At 31.5% G+C, this 17535-nt stretch carries 16 protein-coding genes; 3 read left to right on the top strand and 13 right to left on the bottom strand.

The window, feature by feature from the left end:
* Positions 1-30 precede the first annotated feature (30 nt).
* A complete protein-coding gene (pstB, locus tag F1592_RS01110; RefSeq protein ID WP_011275817.1) occupies positions 31-906 on the top strand; it encodes a phosphate ABC transporter ATP-binding protein PstB in 876 nt (291 codons plus the stop codon).
* A 12-nt stretch (positions 907-918) separates the two neighbouring features.
* Positions 919-1560, top strand: coding sequence for a phosphate signaling complex protein PhoU (phoU, locus tag F1592_RS01105; RefSeq protein ID WP_037537209.1), 642 nt, complete (start codon positions 919-921; stop codon positions 1558-1560).
* 114 nt (positions 1561-1674) lie between these two features.
* Here phoU and pepF read toward each other — a convergent pair whose 3' ends face one another.
* On the bottom strand, positions 1675-3486 hold the full coding sequence (gene pepF / locus F1592_RS01100; RefSeq protein ID WP_107609776.1) for an oligoendopeptidase F: 1812 nt from the start codon (positions 3484-3486) through the stop codon (positions 1675-1677).
* A 170-nt stretch (positions 3487-3656) separates the two neighbouring features.
* Here pepF and F1592_RS01095 point away from each other — a divergent pair, with 170 nt between their 5' ends.
* The gene (locus tag F1592_RS01095) at positions 3657-3998 is read left to right on the top strand and encodes a hypothetical protein (RefSeq protein WP_053017696.1); all 342 of its coding nucleotides are present in this window, start codon (positions 3657-3659) and stop codon (positions 3996-3998) included.
* 73 nt (positions 3999-4071) lie between these two features.
* On the opposite strand, the gene F1592_RS01090 is transcribed toward F1592_RS01095, so the two are convergent.
* From F1592_RS01090 to F1592_RS01035, 12 genes are all read right to left on the bottom strand, one after another.
* A complete protein-coding gene (locus tag F1592_RS01090) occupies positions 4072-5091 on the bottom strand; it encodes a siderophore ABC transporter substrate-binding protein (protein ID WP_149809350.1) in 1020 nt (339 codons plus the stop codon).
* 88 nt (positions 5092-5179) lie between these two features.
* Complete coding sequence (locus F1592_RS01085) at positions 5180-5956, bottom strand: HAD-IIB family hydrolase (protein ID WP_149809349.1); 777 nt, start codon at positions 5954-5956, stop codon at positions 5180-5182.
* An 851-nt stretch (positions 5957-6807) separates the two neighbouring features.
* On the bottom strand, positions 6808-8067 hold the full coding sequence (locus F1592_RS01080) for an aminoacyltransferase (RefSeq protein WP_149809348.1): 1260 nt from the start codon (positions 8065-8067) through the stop codon (positions 6808-6810).
* A 21-nt stretch (positions 8068-8088) separates the two neighbouring features.
* Positions 8089-9348, bottom strand: coding sequence for an aminoacyltransferase (locus F1592_RS01075; RefSeq protein ID WP_053017705.1), 1260 nt, complete (start codon positions 9346-9348; stop codon positions 8089-8091).
* 272 nt (positions 9349-9620) lie between these two features.
* Positions 9621-10352, bottom strand: a complete 732-nt coding sequence (gene trpA / locus F1592_RS01070; RefSeq protein WP_053017708.1) for a tryptophan synthase subunit alpha — start codon at positions 10350-10352, stop codon at positions 9621-9623.
* On the bottom strand, positions 10345-11556 hold the full coding sequence (gene trpB, locus F1592_RS01065; RefSeq protein WP_053017709.1) for a tryptophan synthase subunit beta: 1212 nt from the start codon (positions 11554-11556) through the stop codon (positions 10345-10347). The genes trpA and trpB overlap by 8 nt, the downstream gene beginning before the upstream one ends.
* A gap of 1 nt (position 11557) precedes the next feature.
* Entirely contained in the window at positions 11558-12184 is a 627-nt protein-coding gene (locus tag F1592_RS01060; RefSeq protein WP_053017710.1) for a phosphoribosylanthranilate isomerase, read from the bottom strand.
* The gene (gene trpC / locus F1592_RS01055) at positions 12181-12963 is read right to left on the bottom strand and encodes an indole-3-glycerol phosphate synthase TrpC (protein WP_053017711.1); all 783 of its coding nucleotides are present in this window, start codon (positions 12961-12963) and stop codon (positions 12181-12183) included. Before trpC ends, F1592_RS01060 begins: the two co-directional genes overlap by 4 nt.
* Positions 12947-13963: an anthranilate phosphoribosyltransferase gene (gene trpD / locus F1592_RS01050; RefSeq protein ID WP_053017713.1), complete on the bottom strand. Its 1017-nt coding sequence runs from the start codon at positions 13961-13963 to the stop codon at positions 12947-12949. Before trpD ends, trpC begins: the two co-directional genes overlap by 17 nt.
* Positions 13938-14537 carry an anthranilate synthase component II gene (locus F1592_RS01045; protein ID WP_053017715.1) on the bottom strand — a complete coding sequence of 200 codons (600 nt, stop codon included), beginning with the start codon at positions 14535-14537 and terminating at the stop codon, positions 13938-13940. The genes trpD and F1592_RS01045 overlap by 26 nt, the downstream gene beginning before the upstream one ends.
* Positions 14534-15943, bottom strand: a complete 1410-nt coding sequence (locus F1592_RS01040; protein WP_053017717.1) for an anthranilate synthase component I — start codon at positions 15941-15943, stop codon at positions 14534-14536. The genes F1592_RS01045 and F1592_RS01040 overlap by 4 nt, the downstream gene beginning before the upstream one ends.
* A gap of 502 nt (positions 15944-16445) precedes the next feature.
* The gene (locus F1592_RS01035; RefSeq protein ID WP_053017719.1) at positions 16446-17483 is read right to left on the bottom strand and encodes a M42 family metallopeptidase; all 1038 of its coding nucleotides are present in this window, start codon (positions 17481-17483) and stop codon (positions 16446-16448) included.
* Positions 17484-17535 lie beyond the last annotated feature (52 nt).

Below are 17535 nucleotides of genomic sequence, written 5' to 3'. Positions count from 1 at the left end.
CAATCTTACAGATATAAAGGAGTTTTAATTATGGCAAATACAAATGTTAAAGAAAAAGAGTTAGCAAAACATACTGATCAATCTCAAGAATCAATTTCAACAGTAGTTTCATCAAATGAAGTTAAGCACAATAAAGAATCAGATAGTAATAAAAAAGTGGTTTATTCAACACAAAACTTAGATTTATGGTACGGAGATACACATGCGCTACAAAACATTAATTTAGATATTTTAGAAAATAATGTAACTGCTATTATTGGACCATCTGGTTGTGGTAAATCAACTTATATTAAAACATTAAATCGTATGGTAGAATTAGTACCTTCAGTAAAAACTGCTGGTAAAATTCTATACCGTGACCAAAATATTTTCGATGAAAACTATTCTAAAGAAAAATTAAGAACAAATGTAGGTATGGTATTCCAACAACCAAACCCATTCCCAAAATCAATTTACGATAATATCACATATGGTCCTAAAACACACGGTATTAAAGATAAAAAATTATTAGATGAAATCGTAGAAAAATCATTACGTGGCGCTGCAATTTGGGATGAATTAAAAGATAGATTACACACAAACGCTTACGGTTTATCTGGTGGGCAACAACAACGTGTTTGTATTGCTAGATGTTTAGCTATTGAACCAGATGTTATTTTAATGGACGAGCCTACATCAGCATTGGACCCAATCTCTACATTAAGAGTTGAAGAACTCGTTCAGGAATTAAAAGAAAATTACTCTATTATTATGGTTACACACAACATGCAACAAGCTGCACGTGTATCTGATAAAACTGCATTCTTCCTTAATGGTTATGTTAACGAATACGACGACACTGATAAAATCTTCTCTAATCCTTCTGATAAACAAACAGAAGACTACATCTCAGGACGTTTTGGTTAATATTCTATAATGATGACCATTATTAGACATAAATACGAAGGTCAATTAGGTGAATTAATTAAGGATATTCGTCACCTTGGTCTTCGTGTTTATTTTAATCTCGAACATGCATTAGTGTCGTTAAGTGAAGATGATAAAAATTTTGCAAGACAAGTCATTGAGAATGATAAAATAATCAATAACTTAGATTATGATATTAATGAAAAAGTTATTATGTTAATTACAAAGCAACAACCAATTGCGACAGATTTAAGAATGATGATGGCAGCTCTAAAAATTTCCACAGACTTTGAACGCATGGGAGATAACGCAGCACATATAGCGCACATTCGTCTTCGAGTAAAGATTACAGATCACTATGTATTGACTCGATTAAAAACGATGGGGAAATTAGCAATGTTAATGTTACAAGATCTTAATACAGCTACGAAACAAGAGGATATAACGTTAATCAAAGAAATTATTGAGCGTGATAAAGATATTGATGATCTTTATGCAAATATAGTTAACACAACATATTTAATAGATAATGACCCTTTTGTAGCTGGCCAAGCACATTTAGCTGCACGAAATCTTGAAAGAGTCGGAGACCATGTTAGAAATATTGCAGAGAGCGTTTATTATTTCTATACTGGTGAACATTATGAAAAATAATATAGTATCAAATCCTAAATAACCCAAAACCAAACAATTAAACCCTGATAAGACTGATTAAATCAGTTATTATCAGGGTTTTACTATTAATCAAAATATATATACATAGTTTAATTAGTCTTGTTGCTCAATTTCATCTGTTAATTGTTCCGCTTCATTAACTAAATCAGAGATATATTTAATAGTAGCTTTAAGTGGTGCATCTGTAGTGATATCAACACCTGCAACTTTTGCTAATTCAATAGGAGATTGACTTCCACCTGCTTTTAAAGTTTCAAGCCATGCATCTACAGCTGGTTGTCCTTCTTGTTTAATTTTTTGTGAAACAACCGTACCAATTGTTAAACCAGCAGAGTAGGTGTAAGAGTATAATCCCATATAGTAATGTGGTTGACGCATCCATGTTAATTCAGTTCCATCTGTTAATTCGACAGCATCACCAAAGAATTGTTCATAAACGTCTCTCATAATGTTATTAAGCACTGGAGCTGTAAGTGACTCACCATTATCAACTTTGCGATATACTTCACGTTGGTAAGCAGCTTCAAGCAAGTGAGTTACCATATTATGATAATATGTGCGTGATAAAATAGATCCAATTACCCAACGTTTAAATTTAGGATCTTCACTGTTACTGAATAGATAATTTGCCATTAACATTTCATTCATGGTAGATGGTGCTTCTACAAAGTACATTGAAGCTTCAGAATCTAATAAATTTTGATGTTGTTGTGCCAATGTAAAATGACCTGCATGTCCCAATTCGTGTGCTAGTACAAACGTTTCAGTCATCTTTCCAGTCCATGAAATAAATACATATGAATGTGTATAATAAGGGCTAGCACAGTAAGCACCTGTGTCTTTTCCTTTATTTTGTGCAAAATCTATCCAACGATCTCTATATGCTTGCTCAACCATTTGTATATAATCTTCGCCTAATACATTTAAAGCACCATGAATATATTGTTTAGAATCTTCGATTGATATTTCAGGTTCATAGCTTGGATCAACAGAAACCTTTAAATCCTCAAAGCGCATTTTATCTAAACCGTGTATACGTTGTAATAATTTAGCATATTTTTGCATTACAGGCGCTAAATCACTCATAATTACGTCGATTTGTCTGTCATACATTTCTCGTGTAACTTCTTGATCATGTAATAAATAGTCTATGACAGAATCATATCCTCTTAAGTCAGCCTCAATTTTTTCTTGTTGCACATGTTGATTGTAAGTCGCAGCAGTAGTATGTTGATATTTTTTCAGAGCATCACTAAAGCTTTTAAAACTTTTTTGTCTAAATTCTGGATCAGCATTATCCTCGTATTCATTTTCAAATGTTGCGTAATCCATAGGGTATGTCACATTGTTATGTTCAAATGATTCGAAGGCAATATCAAGCATTTTCGTTGTGCCATATAATTCATATGCACTTTGAAAAGTAGGCGATAAACTCGCCATTACTTGTTCCACTTCAGGTGACAATTGATACGGCTTACTTTCAATTAATTTCTCTAAGTAGTGAGGCACATCAGATTCTTCTATTGCTTGTTTAATAACCTCTTCAGGTAACATTAATATTTCAGATTCTACAAAGGATAACTGACTTGAAATCTTACCATAATTTGTCGATAACTTTGCGCTTAATGTTTGTGCATCAGTATTAGCAGTATCAACGCTTAGTCTTAGTTCCGCATAATTACCAAGACGATCAAGTTGAATAAGAATATTTTCAAATTCTGATAATACTTTTTTTATCATCTTTGCATCTGAAATTTTACCTTTATATTGTTGATTGAATGACTTCGATTGATTTAGTATATTATCTAAAGTGTCATAAAATTGTTCATCACTATCAAACAAATCATTTAAATTCCATTTTTCTAGTTCTGGAACATCTTTTCTAAATGGTAAACCTGACGTCATATATTCCACTCCCTTAAAAATCATTTCACAATCATTATACACAATATCATTTTCAAACTCATTATTAAGCCTCAAGGCCGAGTTATGCTTATAGGCAAAGGGGTATAATTTAATTACATATTATTGTATAGTATTTAAAAGAAAGATTTTTATTATGATAGGAGATATACATGACTATTTTTGATATGCCGAACTATTTATGGATTACAATAGTTGCAATGATAATTTTAACTGTCTTCTGTGCTTTAGTACTTAAGAAATGGTTTGTATCCGCAGTAATTACATTTGTTGCGTTAGCTGTCTTAGCATTTTTTATTCCTAATTTTTATGACATCTCATTTCAACCATTACTAGGATATGCTGCTTTTCTATCCATTATCAGTTTAATTATCAGCTTTTTATTATGGTATTTCACTAGAAATTGGCGTCGTGAACGTAAAAAGAAACAATTAGAAAAGGAAATACGTAAATACGAAGATGATGACGAAACAATCCGTCGTCGTAGAAGATAATAAAAAAGCGTTTGAGACATATGTTTCAAACGCTTTTTTTCTATTCTAAAGTGAGGGGATTAAAAGCTTTTCACTAATTATTTTTAAAAGCTTTTTCAATTTTGTCTAATTGCTCAATGGTAGTTTCAATTCCACCCTCAGAAAAATACCATGCGTTAGATTCAAACTGATAAACTTGATCATTCTTAATAGCTTTTAAATTTTTTATAACGTCGTTATTTAATGCAGAAGGTAACGACTTATCATTTCCTTTTTGAGTACGATCAATTACAAATAGTTTATCTGGGTTTACTTTGTTTAAATACTCATAAGTAATAGAATTTCCAGCAGAATTGGCTTTCATGGCAGTGTCAGCATGTTTTATTCCTAAATCTTTATTTAAGAATCCTCCGAAACGACCAGTAGGTCCAAATGCTTTAACACTTTTATCATCCACATTTAAAAACAAGACCGTATCGTCATTAATAACTTTTTTAGTTTCAGCAACTTTTTTACTTAGTTTCTCATTAAGCATTTTAGCCTTATTTTGTTGTTTGAATATTTTCCCAAACAATGTCGTATTATCTTTAATGGAATCAATATAATGATCATTATCAGGACTTACAAATAATATTTTAGCGTTAGGGGCAGCTTTTTTTATTTCATCTAGCGTTTTAGTATGTGCTTGTCTAAATGATGTGAAGATAACTTCGGGTTTAGCTTTAGCTAAATTATCATAATTAGGTTGTCCAGGGTTACCTAAATTAGTATATTTATCATTTTTAAATTCTGAAAGGGAAGAAGGTAAGAAAGCAGCACCTTTACCTTTCGCAATTGTCACAATCTTATCTTCCAATCCCATCTGTTTCATAATATCTAATGCACCATAATCTAATACAGCCACTCTATCTGGATTTACTGGAACCTTAACTTTCTCTGTTTTCATTTCTCCTTTAGTATGTGTATTATTCTCATCTTTAAACTCATATGTATTCTCAACTGTAATCGTATCCTTAGAAGATGACGACGATTTAGAAGTAGAATCCTTACCGCACGCAGATAATAATACAACTATTGTGAAAAGTATAGCTATAAATTTAAATGAATTTTTCATAATTAACCTCCTATGAAATTATTATACTTGCAATTGATAATCATTTTCAATAAGAAGTTGTTTATATTTAATTATAAATGTAGCTATTTTAGTAATCTTTGCTTAATTCATTTAAAGATAAACATAGTGCTTCCGGATTCGCATTAATGCAACGGATATTTTTATTATTTTTTAAAATAGAAGCATTCATTGATTCATTATTTACAAAATAACCAACTTTAGCATGTTGCAACATTTCAATATCATTATGATCGTTACCGAATGCAATATACGTAGGATATTTACCGAGTATATGCTCAATAGCAGTAAATTTATTAATATATTTAGCTGTAATATCAATATTAAGCTCATTTGAATGATTAATTAGTGAAAGACTAGGTGCATTGGTAGCTAGATATGTTACAACTTCATCAAAGTCTTTTTCATCTATGTTCAATAAAATCGTCTTAATAGGTGAAGTAATCTCATTAATAGTTAATTTTTGTGCTAATATATGAGGATCTAGGCGTTGATAAATTGTATTTGTAGCATCAACACGTGCTGCATAATTCCATTCATCATCAACAATGTAATTCAAGTCATATTGATTAATGACATGTTTTATCACATTAAATGATTCAGGCTGAATAGTTGCAAGTGTCTGTATACGACCATTAATAGAGATAATTGAACCATTACCACCAATAAGTGCAAATTCATGAAATTTATTAGGTAGTACAGGTAATAAATCACGAATTGGTCTAGCTGAAGCAAAAATAATTTTATGTCCTATATTATGTAAACTAAAAAGTTGGTCAATAATTTTACAGTCAATTTGACGACCATCAAAGCAAATTGTTCCATCAATATCCAACACGATATTCATAATTAGCTCCTTTATATATAATAGTATATTTAGAGTTAAGCATATATAACTATATATAGCCAGATATTTAAATGAATTATTGCTGAATAGATAGTAAATGTACATATAGAATCAGACATAGTAGGTAGTAAGATAGGTCCCCTGAGTTACTACATATAACTTCCTATAATATATATTATGTAAACTAAAATGAAACACAAATAATTATCTACATAAAACCTTTAAATTGATACGCTGTCAGGACGATTTCTGAACATGTTTTATTATTGTTATGTATGATTGCTTGTTATCTTACAATATTCAGCTTAAATAAATTGTTCATCCTAAGTTAATTAATTTAAAACTCATAAATACACATGGTTATTTATATGTCTATACGTTTAGAGATATTAATCCTATGATAAAGTGTTTAATCTTTGACAAAGCTAATTGTTAACTAATTGAGTACTGCAGCAATTATTAATATCATGTACATAAAGCGAGTCATCAAGAACTCTTATTATATAGATTTAAGTAAATGTAATAATTTCTATTTTAGATATTAGGTTTAATTATTACACTTAAATGAATCGTAACTCTTTCGTATTAATCTTGCTATCTATTTATGTAAATTGTTAGTCTTAACAAAATTTGCTAAAGAATAATAATTTAAATATTTTAAATTTAGCAAAATAAATTTGTTTTGTAATATTATTGCTAAAAATCAGACGTGTGGTAATATTAAATTGTAGGAGGCAACATGAAAATCAACTTAGAATTTACCTACACTGTATTGTAACTTGTCTCTATCACTAGTTACGATAAATAAAGGCTGCGACATCCACCATGTCACAGCCTTTAATATCATCAATTTATTTTTTTACTTTTTTGCGAATTTTATTAAGTGTATTAAACAACCAATATTTAACCTTATTTATAGGTTTATAGAAGTCCCCGATTAGCTCTTCAATGTAAACATTAAATCCTCTTTTAAAGCGATAAACACCATAATCTTCACTGTTCTCTGTAAAATCACCAGATAAACCATAAAAATTATATCGATCATATCCATGTTCGAAGCAATAGTTCATCATATGCCAATGCATCATATATGGTCCCATATAATTATTATATTTTTCAGATGAACCTCCAGAGAAGTAATTCACTTCATATGAATTTGCAAAGAAAATTCCTGATGCCAAATTCAAGATTTGGCCATCTGTTTGACGTAATTCGCTTGCTTGTAAGAGTTCTTTTTTATCGTGTTCAATTTGCTTATCTAATTCTGCAATTTTTCTAAGTTGTTTATCATTTTTATTTTCTTTTGCCATCATTTGATCACGACGGTTTTCTTTATCATTTAAAGCGTCTTGCAATGATTTTATGTATTCATCTAAATCAATATATGCAAGTGGAACAAGCACTTTATCTCCATAAGTATCAAAGAAGTTATAGAAATATTCGTCTGTTTTTGATACGAAACCTGTTCTTGCTTCTGTTTCACGGTATAAGTCTAAGAATATATGAAACTCATCTCTACCAAGGAATCTTACTTTTACCCCGTAGTTTATCGCTTTATTAATATTTCTTTTACGTTGGCTATCAAATTGTTTTCTTAATGATGCAGGTGTTTCTCCTTTTAGATAGCTAACACCCATCCATCTTGCTTGACTTGATGTGTCGTATTCAGTAGTGAATCCATGGTGTTCATATCCATGTGATTTAAATAAATTAACTACAGCATCATTTTTCTCTCTATCTTCAAGTGGATTAATATCTTTATCATAAATTTGATAAATCCAATATGGATCAATTTTAACGTATAAGCATTGGTGTTGATGTAAATACTTTTCTAATTCACGTAAATAAAAATCAACTAAGCCTAAATCAGAATAGTCCATTACTGGGCCTCGATTTGAGTAATATACATAGCTTCCCATGGTCGGTATTTTAGAGAAAAGACTAGCAGATAGTACTTTATTGCTTTCATCTTTTACACCTAGTAACACTACTTCAAAGCCATCATTTTCACGTGTTTGAATATTCTCTTTCATTTGGAAGTAATGGCTTTCTAATGATGGGTTTTGTACAAAGTTTTCGAATTCTTTAACTGTTAACTCTGTAAATTTCATATTCGTCTATTCCCCTCTTAATTAAATCTTTTTTTTAATCTTTTTGAGTGTCTTATACACTGAATACATAGGTTTGTTAATAGGTTTCACAAAGTCTCCAACATACTCAATTACGTCTGCATTGAAACCTTTTTTAAATTTAATTACTCCAACATCTTCAGCGTCTTCACTGAAATCACCGCTAATACCATAGAAATTGTATCTATCAATACCATGATCAATTGCATAGTTAATCATTGTCCATTGAACAGCATAACTGCCTGCAAAATGTCTATATTTATTAGAAGTTCCACCTGCATAATAAACGACTTCAAATGGATTAATAAAGAAGAAACCTGCTGAAATTGGTAATTCATTACCATGTTCGGCTTGTAATTTTTTAGCCTCGTCTAATTTTTGTTGATTGGCATCTAATTGTTTTTCAAGATTTTCTTTTTTATTAAATGCCTTTTTATTGTCTGGTCGTTTTTCAATATCTTTTAAAGCTTTATTAACATCTTTATTTAAAGTTTCACGTTCATTTTGTAATTCTTCGATGTACTCATCAAACTTAATATAAGCTAGTGGTACAAGCACGCGATCTTTGAAATGTCTATAGCGATTATAATAGAAACTATCATCTCTATCTTGGAATTCTTTTGTTTCGGTTGTATCTTCCATAAATGAACGGAAGATTGGAAGTTCTTCTTCTGATAAGAACTTAACTTTCACACCATTTTTTTGAACTTTTTTAGTATTACGTTTACGTAGACTATCCATTCCATTTAATATATCTTTAGATGTTTTATTTTTTAAATCTAAAACAGAATGATATCGGATTTGTTTAATCGGATCAAAACCTTTTGTAAAGCCTTCGTGTTTAAATCCGAGATGCTTCATCTTATCAAAGAACCAATCATTACCAGCATTACCTGTAATTTCACCATCATGATTTAAATATTGGTATGGTAAATAAGGGTCAACTCGAACATAAAGACAATTATGCTGTTTTAAATACTTTGTTAACTCATTAAAGAAAAAGTGAACAAGCTCTCTATTATCATAATCAATTACAGGTCCTCGGTTAGAATAAAAGTACTTGAAAAATTTCATGACTGGTACTGCTGTCAACATGCAGGCTGCAATGACCTCATTATCTTTATTTTTTATACCAACTAAGTGAGTTTCTGTTTTATTTGCAACTTTCATCTCATAGTTTTCAGTCATTTGTGTGAAATGACTATATGGCATCTTATCTGTATAATTGCCAAACTCTGCAGCTGTTAAATTTGTAAACTTCATTATTTATTGCTCCTACTTCAAAGAATCTTTATCTACTTTTTAGTTCGAAATTTAAATTATAATTTTCAATAATATCTTTATCTTCAACCAAAAATTTATTTATCCAGTTTCATTAAGTATACAATAGATATTAACAAAACTAAAATACAAACCATTTATTAGATTGAAATATTTTGCAAAATAAATGAATAGAGATTAAGACATCAAATATCGTCTTAATCCCTAGTAAACTTCTTCTATACATTATATATCCACCAAGGTACATCTTATACCTAAAGCGTATCTAGCGTTTCTCTTACTTGTTTCAAATAGTTAATCGTATCCTCGTTATTATCTTGACAAAAGCGTTTTACAATTTCACTACCAATGACTACGCCGTCAGCAACAGTAGCTAAATCCTTTATATGGTCTTTAGTTCTAATGCCAAAACCTGCAACTACAGGTATATCCGTATATGCTTTTAGATGTTTTAATTTATCTTTTAATTGAGGATGAAACGTTCCATTTTTGCCTGTTGTTGCATTCATAGTTACAGTGTATATAAACCCTTCAGCATGCTTTACAATTTCTTTTATACGGTCATCATTTGCAGTCATTGATATGAGAGATATCACTTTAACATCAAATTTGGATATTTTATGCTTTAATTTTTGAGTTAATTCGTAAGGCAAATCCGGAATAATCACGCCGTAAACACCTACTTTTTCACATTCTTTAAAGAATGCTTCTTCACCATAAGAAACAATGATATTGAAATACGTCATTAGTACATATTTGCAATTAATTTCATCTTTGTTTTTGGATAATTCATTAAAAATGTAATTAATGGTCACGCCTTGCTTGATAGCTCGGTTGCCTGCTTCCATTATTATGGGACCATCAGCTACTGGGTCAGAGAATGGTACACCAATTTCTATTATATCAGCACCATTCTCATCTAAGATTTTCATATTTTTAATAAATGACTTATTCCCCATAATATATGGAATAAATAATTTAGTCATGTGATTCACCTCTTGTTTGCATATAGTGTCTAATTGTTTCCATATCCTTGTCACCACGACCTGAAATAGTAACTACTAAAATTTCATCTTTATTCATTTTAGGTGCTAACTTTTCAACATAACTAAGTGCATGTGCACTTTCAATGGCAGGTATGATTCCTTCCATTTTGCTGAAGCGGATGAGCGCCTCCATTGCTTCTGTATCAGTGGCATGTTTATATTGCACACGTCCAATATCGTGATAATATGAATGTTCAGGACCTATACCTGGATAATCCAAACCTGCAGATATAGAGTGTGCTAATTCTACTTGTCCATATTCATCTTGAATTAAGTACATTTTTGAACCATGAAGTACGCCCGGACGTCCTTTTCCAATTGCAAGTGCGTGCTTAGCACTATCAATCCCTTGTCCCGCAGCCTCTACACCATATAATTTGACCTTATCTCTAATAAATGGATAAAAAGTCCCTATTGCATTAGACCCTCCACCTATACATGCAACAACTGCATCTGGTAATCGACCAGTTTTTTGAAGTAATTGTTCTTTAATTTCTTGACCTATAACACTTTGAAAATCTCTGACCATCGTTGGAAAAGGATCAGGTCCTAATGCCGAACCTAGTAAATAGTGTGTATCTTCAACATGACTTACCCAATACTGTAATGCCTTGTTTACCGCATCAGAAAGTGTTCCTTGACCTTCATCCACTGCTTCAACTTTAGCTCCTAATAATTCCATACGAAATACATTAAGCTGTTGACGTTTGATATCTTCTCTTCCCATAAATACGATTAATTCCATATCAAATAGCGCAGCTACTGTGGCACTTGCTACACCATGCTGACCCGCGCCCGTTTCAGCAACTAGTTTATTTTTGCCCATACGTTTTGCCAATAAAGCTTGCCCTATTGCATTATTAATTTTATGTGCGCCGGTATGATTCAAATCCTCACGTTTTAAATATATTTGAGCTCCACCCAACGCTTCACTATATGATTTTGCATAAGTCAATGGGGTTTCTCTACCTACATATTCTTTCAAATAATAAGTTAATTCATCTTGAAATGATTGATCTTGTTTAGCCTTGTTATACGCTTGTTTTAATTCAATAATTGCTGGCATTAATGTCTCTGGAACATATTGCCCACCATATTCTCCGAAAAAACCTAATTCATCTGCTTCAGTTTGTATATTATACATATTATAATTCTCCCTTCACTTGTTGTATCACAGTTAACATTTTATTTTTGTCTTTCATACCATTCGTTTCAATGCCGCTTGAAATGTCATAACCTAAGTGATTCAACTTCAATGGTTCAATTTGTTTTATCTTATCAACATCAATACCTCCAGCAATTAAAAACGGTATAGATTGATCTAAGCCCTTAAGCAATGTCCAATCAAAAGATTGTCCAGTCCCACCATATTGCTCTGATGGCGTATCTATAATAAATAAGTCAACATGCTCTTTGAATTGGTCGATATCATTTATTATATTTTGGGTAGCTGGTAAAGCTTTAATTATCTTAATATTCTTAAAATTTAAACGAAGCTGTTTGATAAAATCTATCGTCTCATCACCATGGAGTTGGATGGCATTAATATTAGTAGTATTAATAATTTTCTTTATTAATTGCAATGTTGGATTAACTAATACGACTACTCTATCTATTTCGTCTGGCAACAATCTAGATAGTTTGTTTATTTGTTCAATTTCCAAATGTCGTTTACTTTTGGGATAGTGTATAAATCCCACCATGTTTATATTGAGTGGTCGAATGCTTAATGCTTCTACTTTAGTTTTTATGCCGCAAAATTTTAAAATCATTGTTTCACCTTTTTTAATTTAAGTGAGGGTATAAAATGTTCTAACTCATTACAATTCATTAAGGCTCCACCAACTAATAAGCCATCGATCCCACTTTTTACTATTTGCTTAACCTCTTGTTGTGAATGAATTCCACTTTCAGATATATATAAATAGTTCTCTTTCTTACACTTAAGTATTTGATTAGTATGTTTAACATCGGTGTTGAATGATTTTAAATCACGATTGTTTACCCCAATGATTTGTGGATTTAACTGATAGGCACGTTGTAACTCAATACCATCATGTACCTCTACTAACACTTCTAGTCCCTTAGAACTTGCATATTGATAGAGTTGTCGTAACTTTTCGTCGGTAAGAATATTTACAATGAGTAAAATAATTGAAGCACCTGCTTTTTGTGCAACATCAATTTGAAGCGGATCAATGATGAAATCTTTACATAAAACAGGTAATTGTGTTGTTTCTGATATTTGCTGTAATCTTTCAAAGCTACCACCGAAATATCGTTCGTCTGTTAATACGGAGATAGCATTTGCTCCATAACGTTCATAATCACTTACTTGTTTAAATATATTTGTTTGTTGAAAAGCTTTTACAGATGGACTCTTTGATTTAATTTCAGCAATTAATGTTAAATTGTCATTTTTAATTAAAGCATCCGTTAATCGTGATTTATTTTTATGTTTGACCTCTTTCAAATTTTGTAATTTATCATGATAATAGCCGTCTTTTAATAATTGCTCTTTATAATCCACTATTTCACTTAATATCGTCACAGATATCACCTCTCATTTTCATAAATTGTTCCATCGCTCGACCACTATCAATTAAGAACGTAGCTAAATTTATTCCAGATGCTATCGTATCTACCTTTTCAGAAACGTATAACGCAAGTGCAGCATTTAATAAAACAACATCTCTTCTACAAGTTTTATCATCTCCACTTAAAATATCTAATGTAATCATTTTATTTTCTTTTGGACTGCCTCCTTGTAAATCTTGATTACTTGCAATCTTCAAACCATAATCTTTAGCATTTATAAAATAATGCGTTATGTCTCCATTTTCATTTAATTCATAAACTTCATTGTCTCCTGAAAGCGTAGCTTCATCCATACCATTTGCTCCATGTAACACTATTGCCCTTCGTCGCCCTAAATCTTTCAATGTTTGTGCTATCATGTACAATCGACTTGGGTCGTACACTCCTAACACTTGATAGGTCAATTTAAATGGATTGATAAGTGGCCCAACTATATTAAAGATGGTCGGTATAGAAATCATTTTTCTAACAGGTTGAATATATTTCATTATTGGATAAGACTCCATTGCGCTAATGAATGCCAATCCCTGTTCTTCAATTTGTAATGGGACTTCTGAAACTTTTGTCGTCTTTATTCCCAATTCATTTAACAAATCAGTACTCCCTGAATGGGATGTTATACTTCTATTTCCGTGTTTAATGACTGGAATACCAGCGCTTGCTACTACAAAAGACACTGTTGTAGAAATATTGAAACTGTTCGACTTATCCCCTCCTGTACCGCATACACACATACTTCCTTCATATGTTGGTTGATTAGGATACATGGTTTGAATTAAGCTATTGACGACATAGGTTAATTCTTGTTGTTTAATTTCCTTTTCCGTAAATCGCCTTAATAAGTCGACCTTGTCTTCCACATCAATTTCAGGATTAGTTAGATAGGTTATGAATTGTGTTGTCTCTGATTGCGTTAAAGTTATGTCATTATCCAATTGTTTTAGTAATCCCATTCAAATTCACCCTTTCTTTTACAATACGAATGAAGTTTTCAATAATTTGTGAACCAAACTCAGTAGCAAATGATTCTGGATGATACTGTATACCGAAATGAAGATATTGTTTGTCCTCGAAGGATTGTATTGAATCTGATGTTCTTCCAGTAATGATTAAATTCTTAGGGAAAGACTTCATCTCACTTACAAGTGAATGATATCTCATAATTTTGAATTGGTGCGGTATCGTCAAATAGAGTTCTGACTCGTTTTTAACTTCAAGTGTATCTACCTTTCCATGCATGACTTTCTCTCCTTGAATAACTTTGCCACCGTAGTAGCACGTTAATGCTTGAGCACCTAAACAAATACCTAAAATTGGTAAAGCATGATATTTATCGATAATTTTTACCAATTCATCGCCATCTAAAGGGTGACCAGGACCCGGAGAAATGATTACCCCATCAATTTTCTCTAAATAGTTCAATACATCTTTATCATCTGGATATTTAATTATCACTTCATCAATTTGACTAACTATATCAACCAAGTTATACGTAAACGAATCGTAATTATCTATAATTAATATCATGGTGTTACCTCCAATAAGCTTTTTGCTTTAAGTCGTGTTTCTTCAAGTTCCTTTTCAGGTATAGAATCGTACACAACACCACAGCCTGCCTCAACATTAACAGTGTCGTCATCAATCAACATGGTTCGTATTGCCAATGCAAAATCTAAATTTTGATTACAATTGATATAACCAACGCCACCGCTATAGACGCCTCTTTTATATGGATAGGATTCATATATGCGTTGAATAGCTCTTAGTTTAGGTGCTCCCGATACTGTCCCAGTTGGTAAAAGACTTGCTATGATCGTCATTGGAGATATATCTTTTCTAATTTTTCCTTTTACTTCACTAACGATATGCATGACATGTTCATATTTTTCAATCACCATTAGTTTTGATATCTCAGATGTCCCTGTAATACTCACCCTATGAATATCATTTCTACCTAAATCTACAAGCATGCTATGTTCGCTTATCTCTTTCTCATCTGTAATTAACTGGTGTGCATTACGTTCATCTATCTCTGGGGTAGTGCCACGTCTAATCGTTCCTGCAATTGGATTAGTTATCACTTCACCGTTGTGCACTGCTACAAAGCTTTCTGGTGAACTTCCAACTACAATCTCATTTTCCATGTTCATGTAATACATATATGGACTAGGGTTCTTACGTTTTAAATTTTGATAAAGCTGATAACTCAATTGGTTTTTATTTTTTCCGAAATGATGTTGGTAGCTATATATTCTAGAAGGTACAACTTGAAACATATCTCCTTCAGTAATCCGTTGTTTCATTTGAGTAACAATATCGATAAATTGTTTATCAGAAATATTTGCTTTTATCTCTGATCTCTTAGGCACCATTTTATTATTCTCTTGGTAAACTTTAATTTGAGACAATGCTTGAATTCTATGCTTCACTCTTAATTTTAATTCTGCATTACTTGCTTTTGAAAATTGATTAGAAGCAATCACGTATAATTCATCCTTGTAATGATCAAATACAAATACATCCTCTATCATGTAGAAAGACACATCTGATATTGTTTTCATACTCTTAATAGCCACTCGTTTTAAAATTGGAAATTCTTGTCGCACTAAATCAAAACTACACGTTCCCATAAAGCCAGAAATAAATGGCAGTTGCTTTAATTTTTCATCATTTATGACACAATCAAATTGATTGATGAATGTTTTTAAATAATTATATGGCTCAGTAGTTATAACTTTATCTTCTTTCAAAGTCTTAATAATTAATTCATTATCGTTTAATTTGACGGTGCCATAATAATCGAATGCAACGATAGAGTATCTGCCTTTTAATTGTTGTTGACTTGCGCTTTCAAATATAATTTTACGTTCATTCAACTGTCCTAAAGCTTCAGGCGTTATGTGAGCTTTCAATACTTCATAATAAAATTCCATTTTCTCATCCCTTTCACTAAAAAACGTCAGCCTCCTTATGTAAAGGACGCTAACGCGCGGTACCACCTTAATTAACGCAATATTCCGAATAATCGGAATATTAAGCGTTCACTCAGTCTTATTGATTTGTCTTTCAGCATAAACCCAAATTCATGATAAGGGGTGTTGATTTGCATCTACCATCAACTTTCTGTCACTACCTTACTCACCACTACTTCAATTATGCCTATTTAATTGTACATAAAAACACCACAGCATACGCGCTTTGCTCTATAAGGACGCGTTACCGTGGTGCCACCTTAGTTAACAATACTTTGTTCACTCATACTTTATTAAAGTTTAAAATTCTAGACCCAATTCAATTAATATGTTGTGCCAATTTACATCACCCATTGGCTTTCTATTTGCTACAAATCATATTATCTACTTCATTCATAGAATTGTTTGATATTTCTTATAATTCAGTATAATACAAAACTCTATTTTATTTGTCAACAATCAATTATAAATTTATTGGCGATAAACAATATGCGTATAAAAGATTTTGAGTTGCATCAATAGACTCAATATGAGTTCTTTCAAGCGCGTGAGATGATTCTATACCAGCACCAAATAAACCATGACGAATGTCTGCACCTGCTTTTAGTGCTGCTGATGCATCAGAACTATAATAAGGATAAATATCAACTTTATAAGGTATGTCATTAATTTTACATAAATTTATTAAATGTGATTTTAATTCTCTATGATAAGGACCTGATCCATCTTTAGCACAAATCGATACAGTATATTCATCTGAGGTTTGACCATCGCCTAGCGCTCCCATATCAAATGCAATAAACTCTACTATCTTATCCGATATTGATGCATTTGCACCATATCCTATTTCTTCGTTATTAGAAATATAAAACTGAGTCGTATGTGGTAATTGCGTTTCTTCTTGTTTAAGTTTCTCAAGCAGTTCTAGTATCATTGCTACACTTGCTTTATCATCTAAGTGTCTTGATTTAATAAATCCTGATGATGTAATTTCAGTTCTGGGATCAAAACTTACAAAATCTCCCACTTCAATCCCTAAATCTCTTGTCTCTTGATCAGACGTTGTTTTTTCATCGATACGAATTTCCATATGTTCCCCATCTCTAGGTATTTCATGATTATTTCTGTAAACATGGACACTTGTTTCATGCAAACAAATCGTTCCTGTATATACTTGTCCTGAATCAGTTTGTATCTCACAATACTCTCCTTCAATCGCGTTATATGTAAATCCACCTATTAAACTAATAGATAATCGACCATCTTCTTTAATTTCTTTTACCATCGCGCCTAGTGTATCTACATGGGCAGTAATGCATCTTTGTTGTTCATCATTTTCACCTTGTACTTCGATAATTAAGGCACCTTTATTTGTTGTCTTAGTATCATAACCTAACGCTTCAACTTTGTTCTTAACATAATTAATTGCTTCCGTAGCATTACCAGATGGGCTATTAATTTCTGTAAGTTCTTTTATTGTTTTCAATACTTTTTGCGTCATCATTATCTCCCCTTTTTTAAAATAATTATTGATAACATTTTATCGTATTTAT

The sequence above is a fragment of the Staphylococcus sp. GDX7P312P genome (assembly GCF_008385775.1).
GTDB classification, from domain to species: Bacteria; Bacillota; Bacilli; order Staphylococcales; family Staphylococcaceae; genus Staphylococcus; species Staphylococcus haemolyticus.
The sequence above is the reverse complement of the archived record's forward strand: the minus strand, read 5'-3'. Positions and strand labels throughout refer to the sequence as shown.

Excerpts from the sequence above, each read along its gene's own strand:
- phoU (WP_037537209.1), top strand. The coding sequence starts at position 919 with ATGACCATTATTAGACATAAATACGAAGGTCAATTAGGTGAATTAATT.
- trpB (WP_053017709.1), bottom strand. The coding sequence starts at position 11,556 with ATGTATAATATACAAACTGAAGCAGATGAATTAGGTTTTTTCGGAGAA.
- F1592_RS01090 (WP_149809350.1), bottom strand. The coding sequence starts at position 5,091 with ATGAAAAATTCATTTAAATTTATAGCTATACTTTTCACAATAGTTGTA.
- pepF (WP_107609776.1), bottom strand. The coding sequence starts at position 3,486 with ATGACGTCAGGTTTACCATTTAGAAAAGATGTTCCAGAACTAGAAAAA.
- F1592_RS01035 (WP_053017719.1), bottom strand. The coding sequence starts at position 17,483 with ATGACGCAAAAAGTATTGAAAACAATAAAAGAACTTACAGAAATTAAT.
- F1592_RS01080 (WP_149809348.1), bottom strand. The coding sequence starts at position 8,067 with ATGAAATTTACAGAGTTAACAGTTAAAGAATTCGAAAACTTTGTACAA.
- pstB (WP_011275817.1), top strand. The coding sequence starts at position 31 with ATGGCAAATACAAATGTTAAAGAAAAAGAGTTAGCAAAACATACTGAT.
- F1592_RS01045 (WP_053017715.1), bottom strand. The coding sequence starts at position 14,537 with ATGATATTAATTATAGATAATTACGATTCGTTTACGTATAACTTGGTT.
- F1592_RS01040 (WP_053017717.1), bottom strand. The coding sequence starts at position 15,943 with ATGGAATTTTATTATGAAGTATTGAAAGCTCACATAACGCCTGAAGCT.
- trpA (WP_053017708.1), bottom strand. The coding sequence starts at position 10,352 with ATGACTAAATTATTTATTCCATATATTATGGGGAATAAGTCATTTATT.
- F1592_RS01085 (WP_149809349.1), bottom strand. The coding sequence starts at position 5,956 with ATGAATATCGTGTTGGATATTGATGGAACAATTTGCTTTGATGGTCGT.
- trpD (WP_053017713.1), bottom strand. The coding sequence starts at position 13,963 with ATGGGATTACTAAAACAATTGGATAATGACATAACTTTAACGCAATCA.
- F1592_RS01060 (WP_053017710.1), bottom strand. The coding sequence starts at position 12,184 with ATGATTTTAAAATTTTGCGGCATAAAAACTAAAGTAGAAGCATTAAGC.
- F1592_RS01075 (WP_053017705.1), bottom strand. The coding sequence starts at position 9,348 with ATGAAGTTTACAAATTTAACAGCTGCAGAGTTTGGCAATTATACAGAT.
- F1592_RS01095 (WP_053017696.1), top strand. The coding sequence starts at position 3,657 with ATGACTATTTTTGATATGCCGAACTATTTATGGATTACAATAGTTGCA.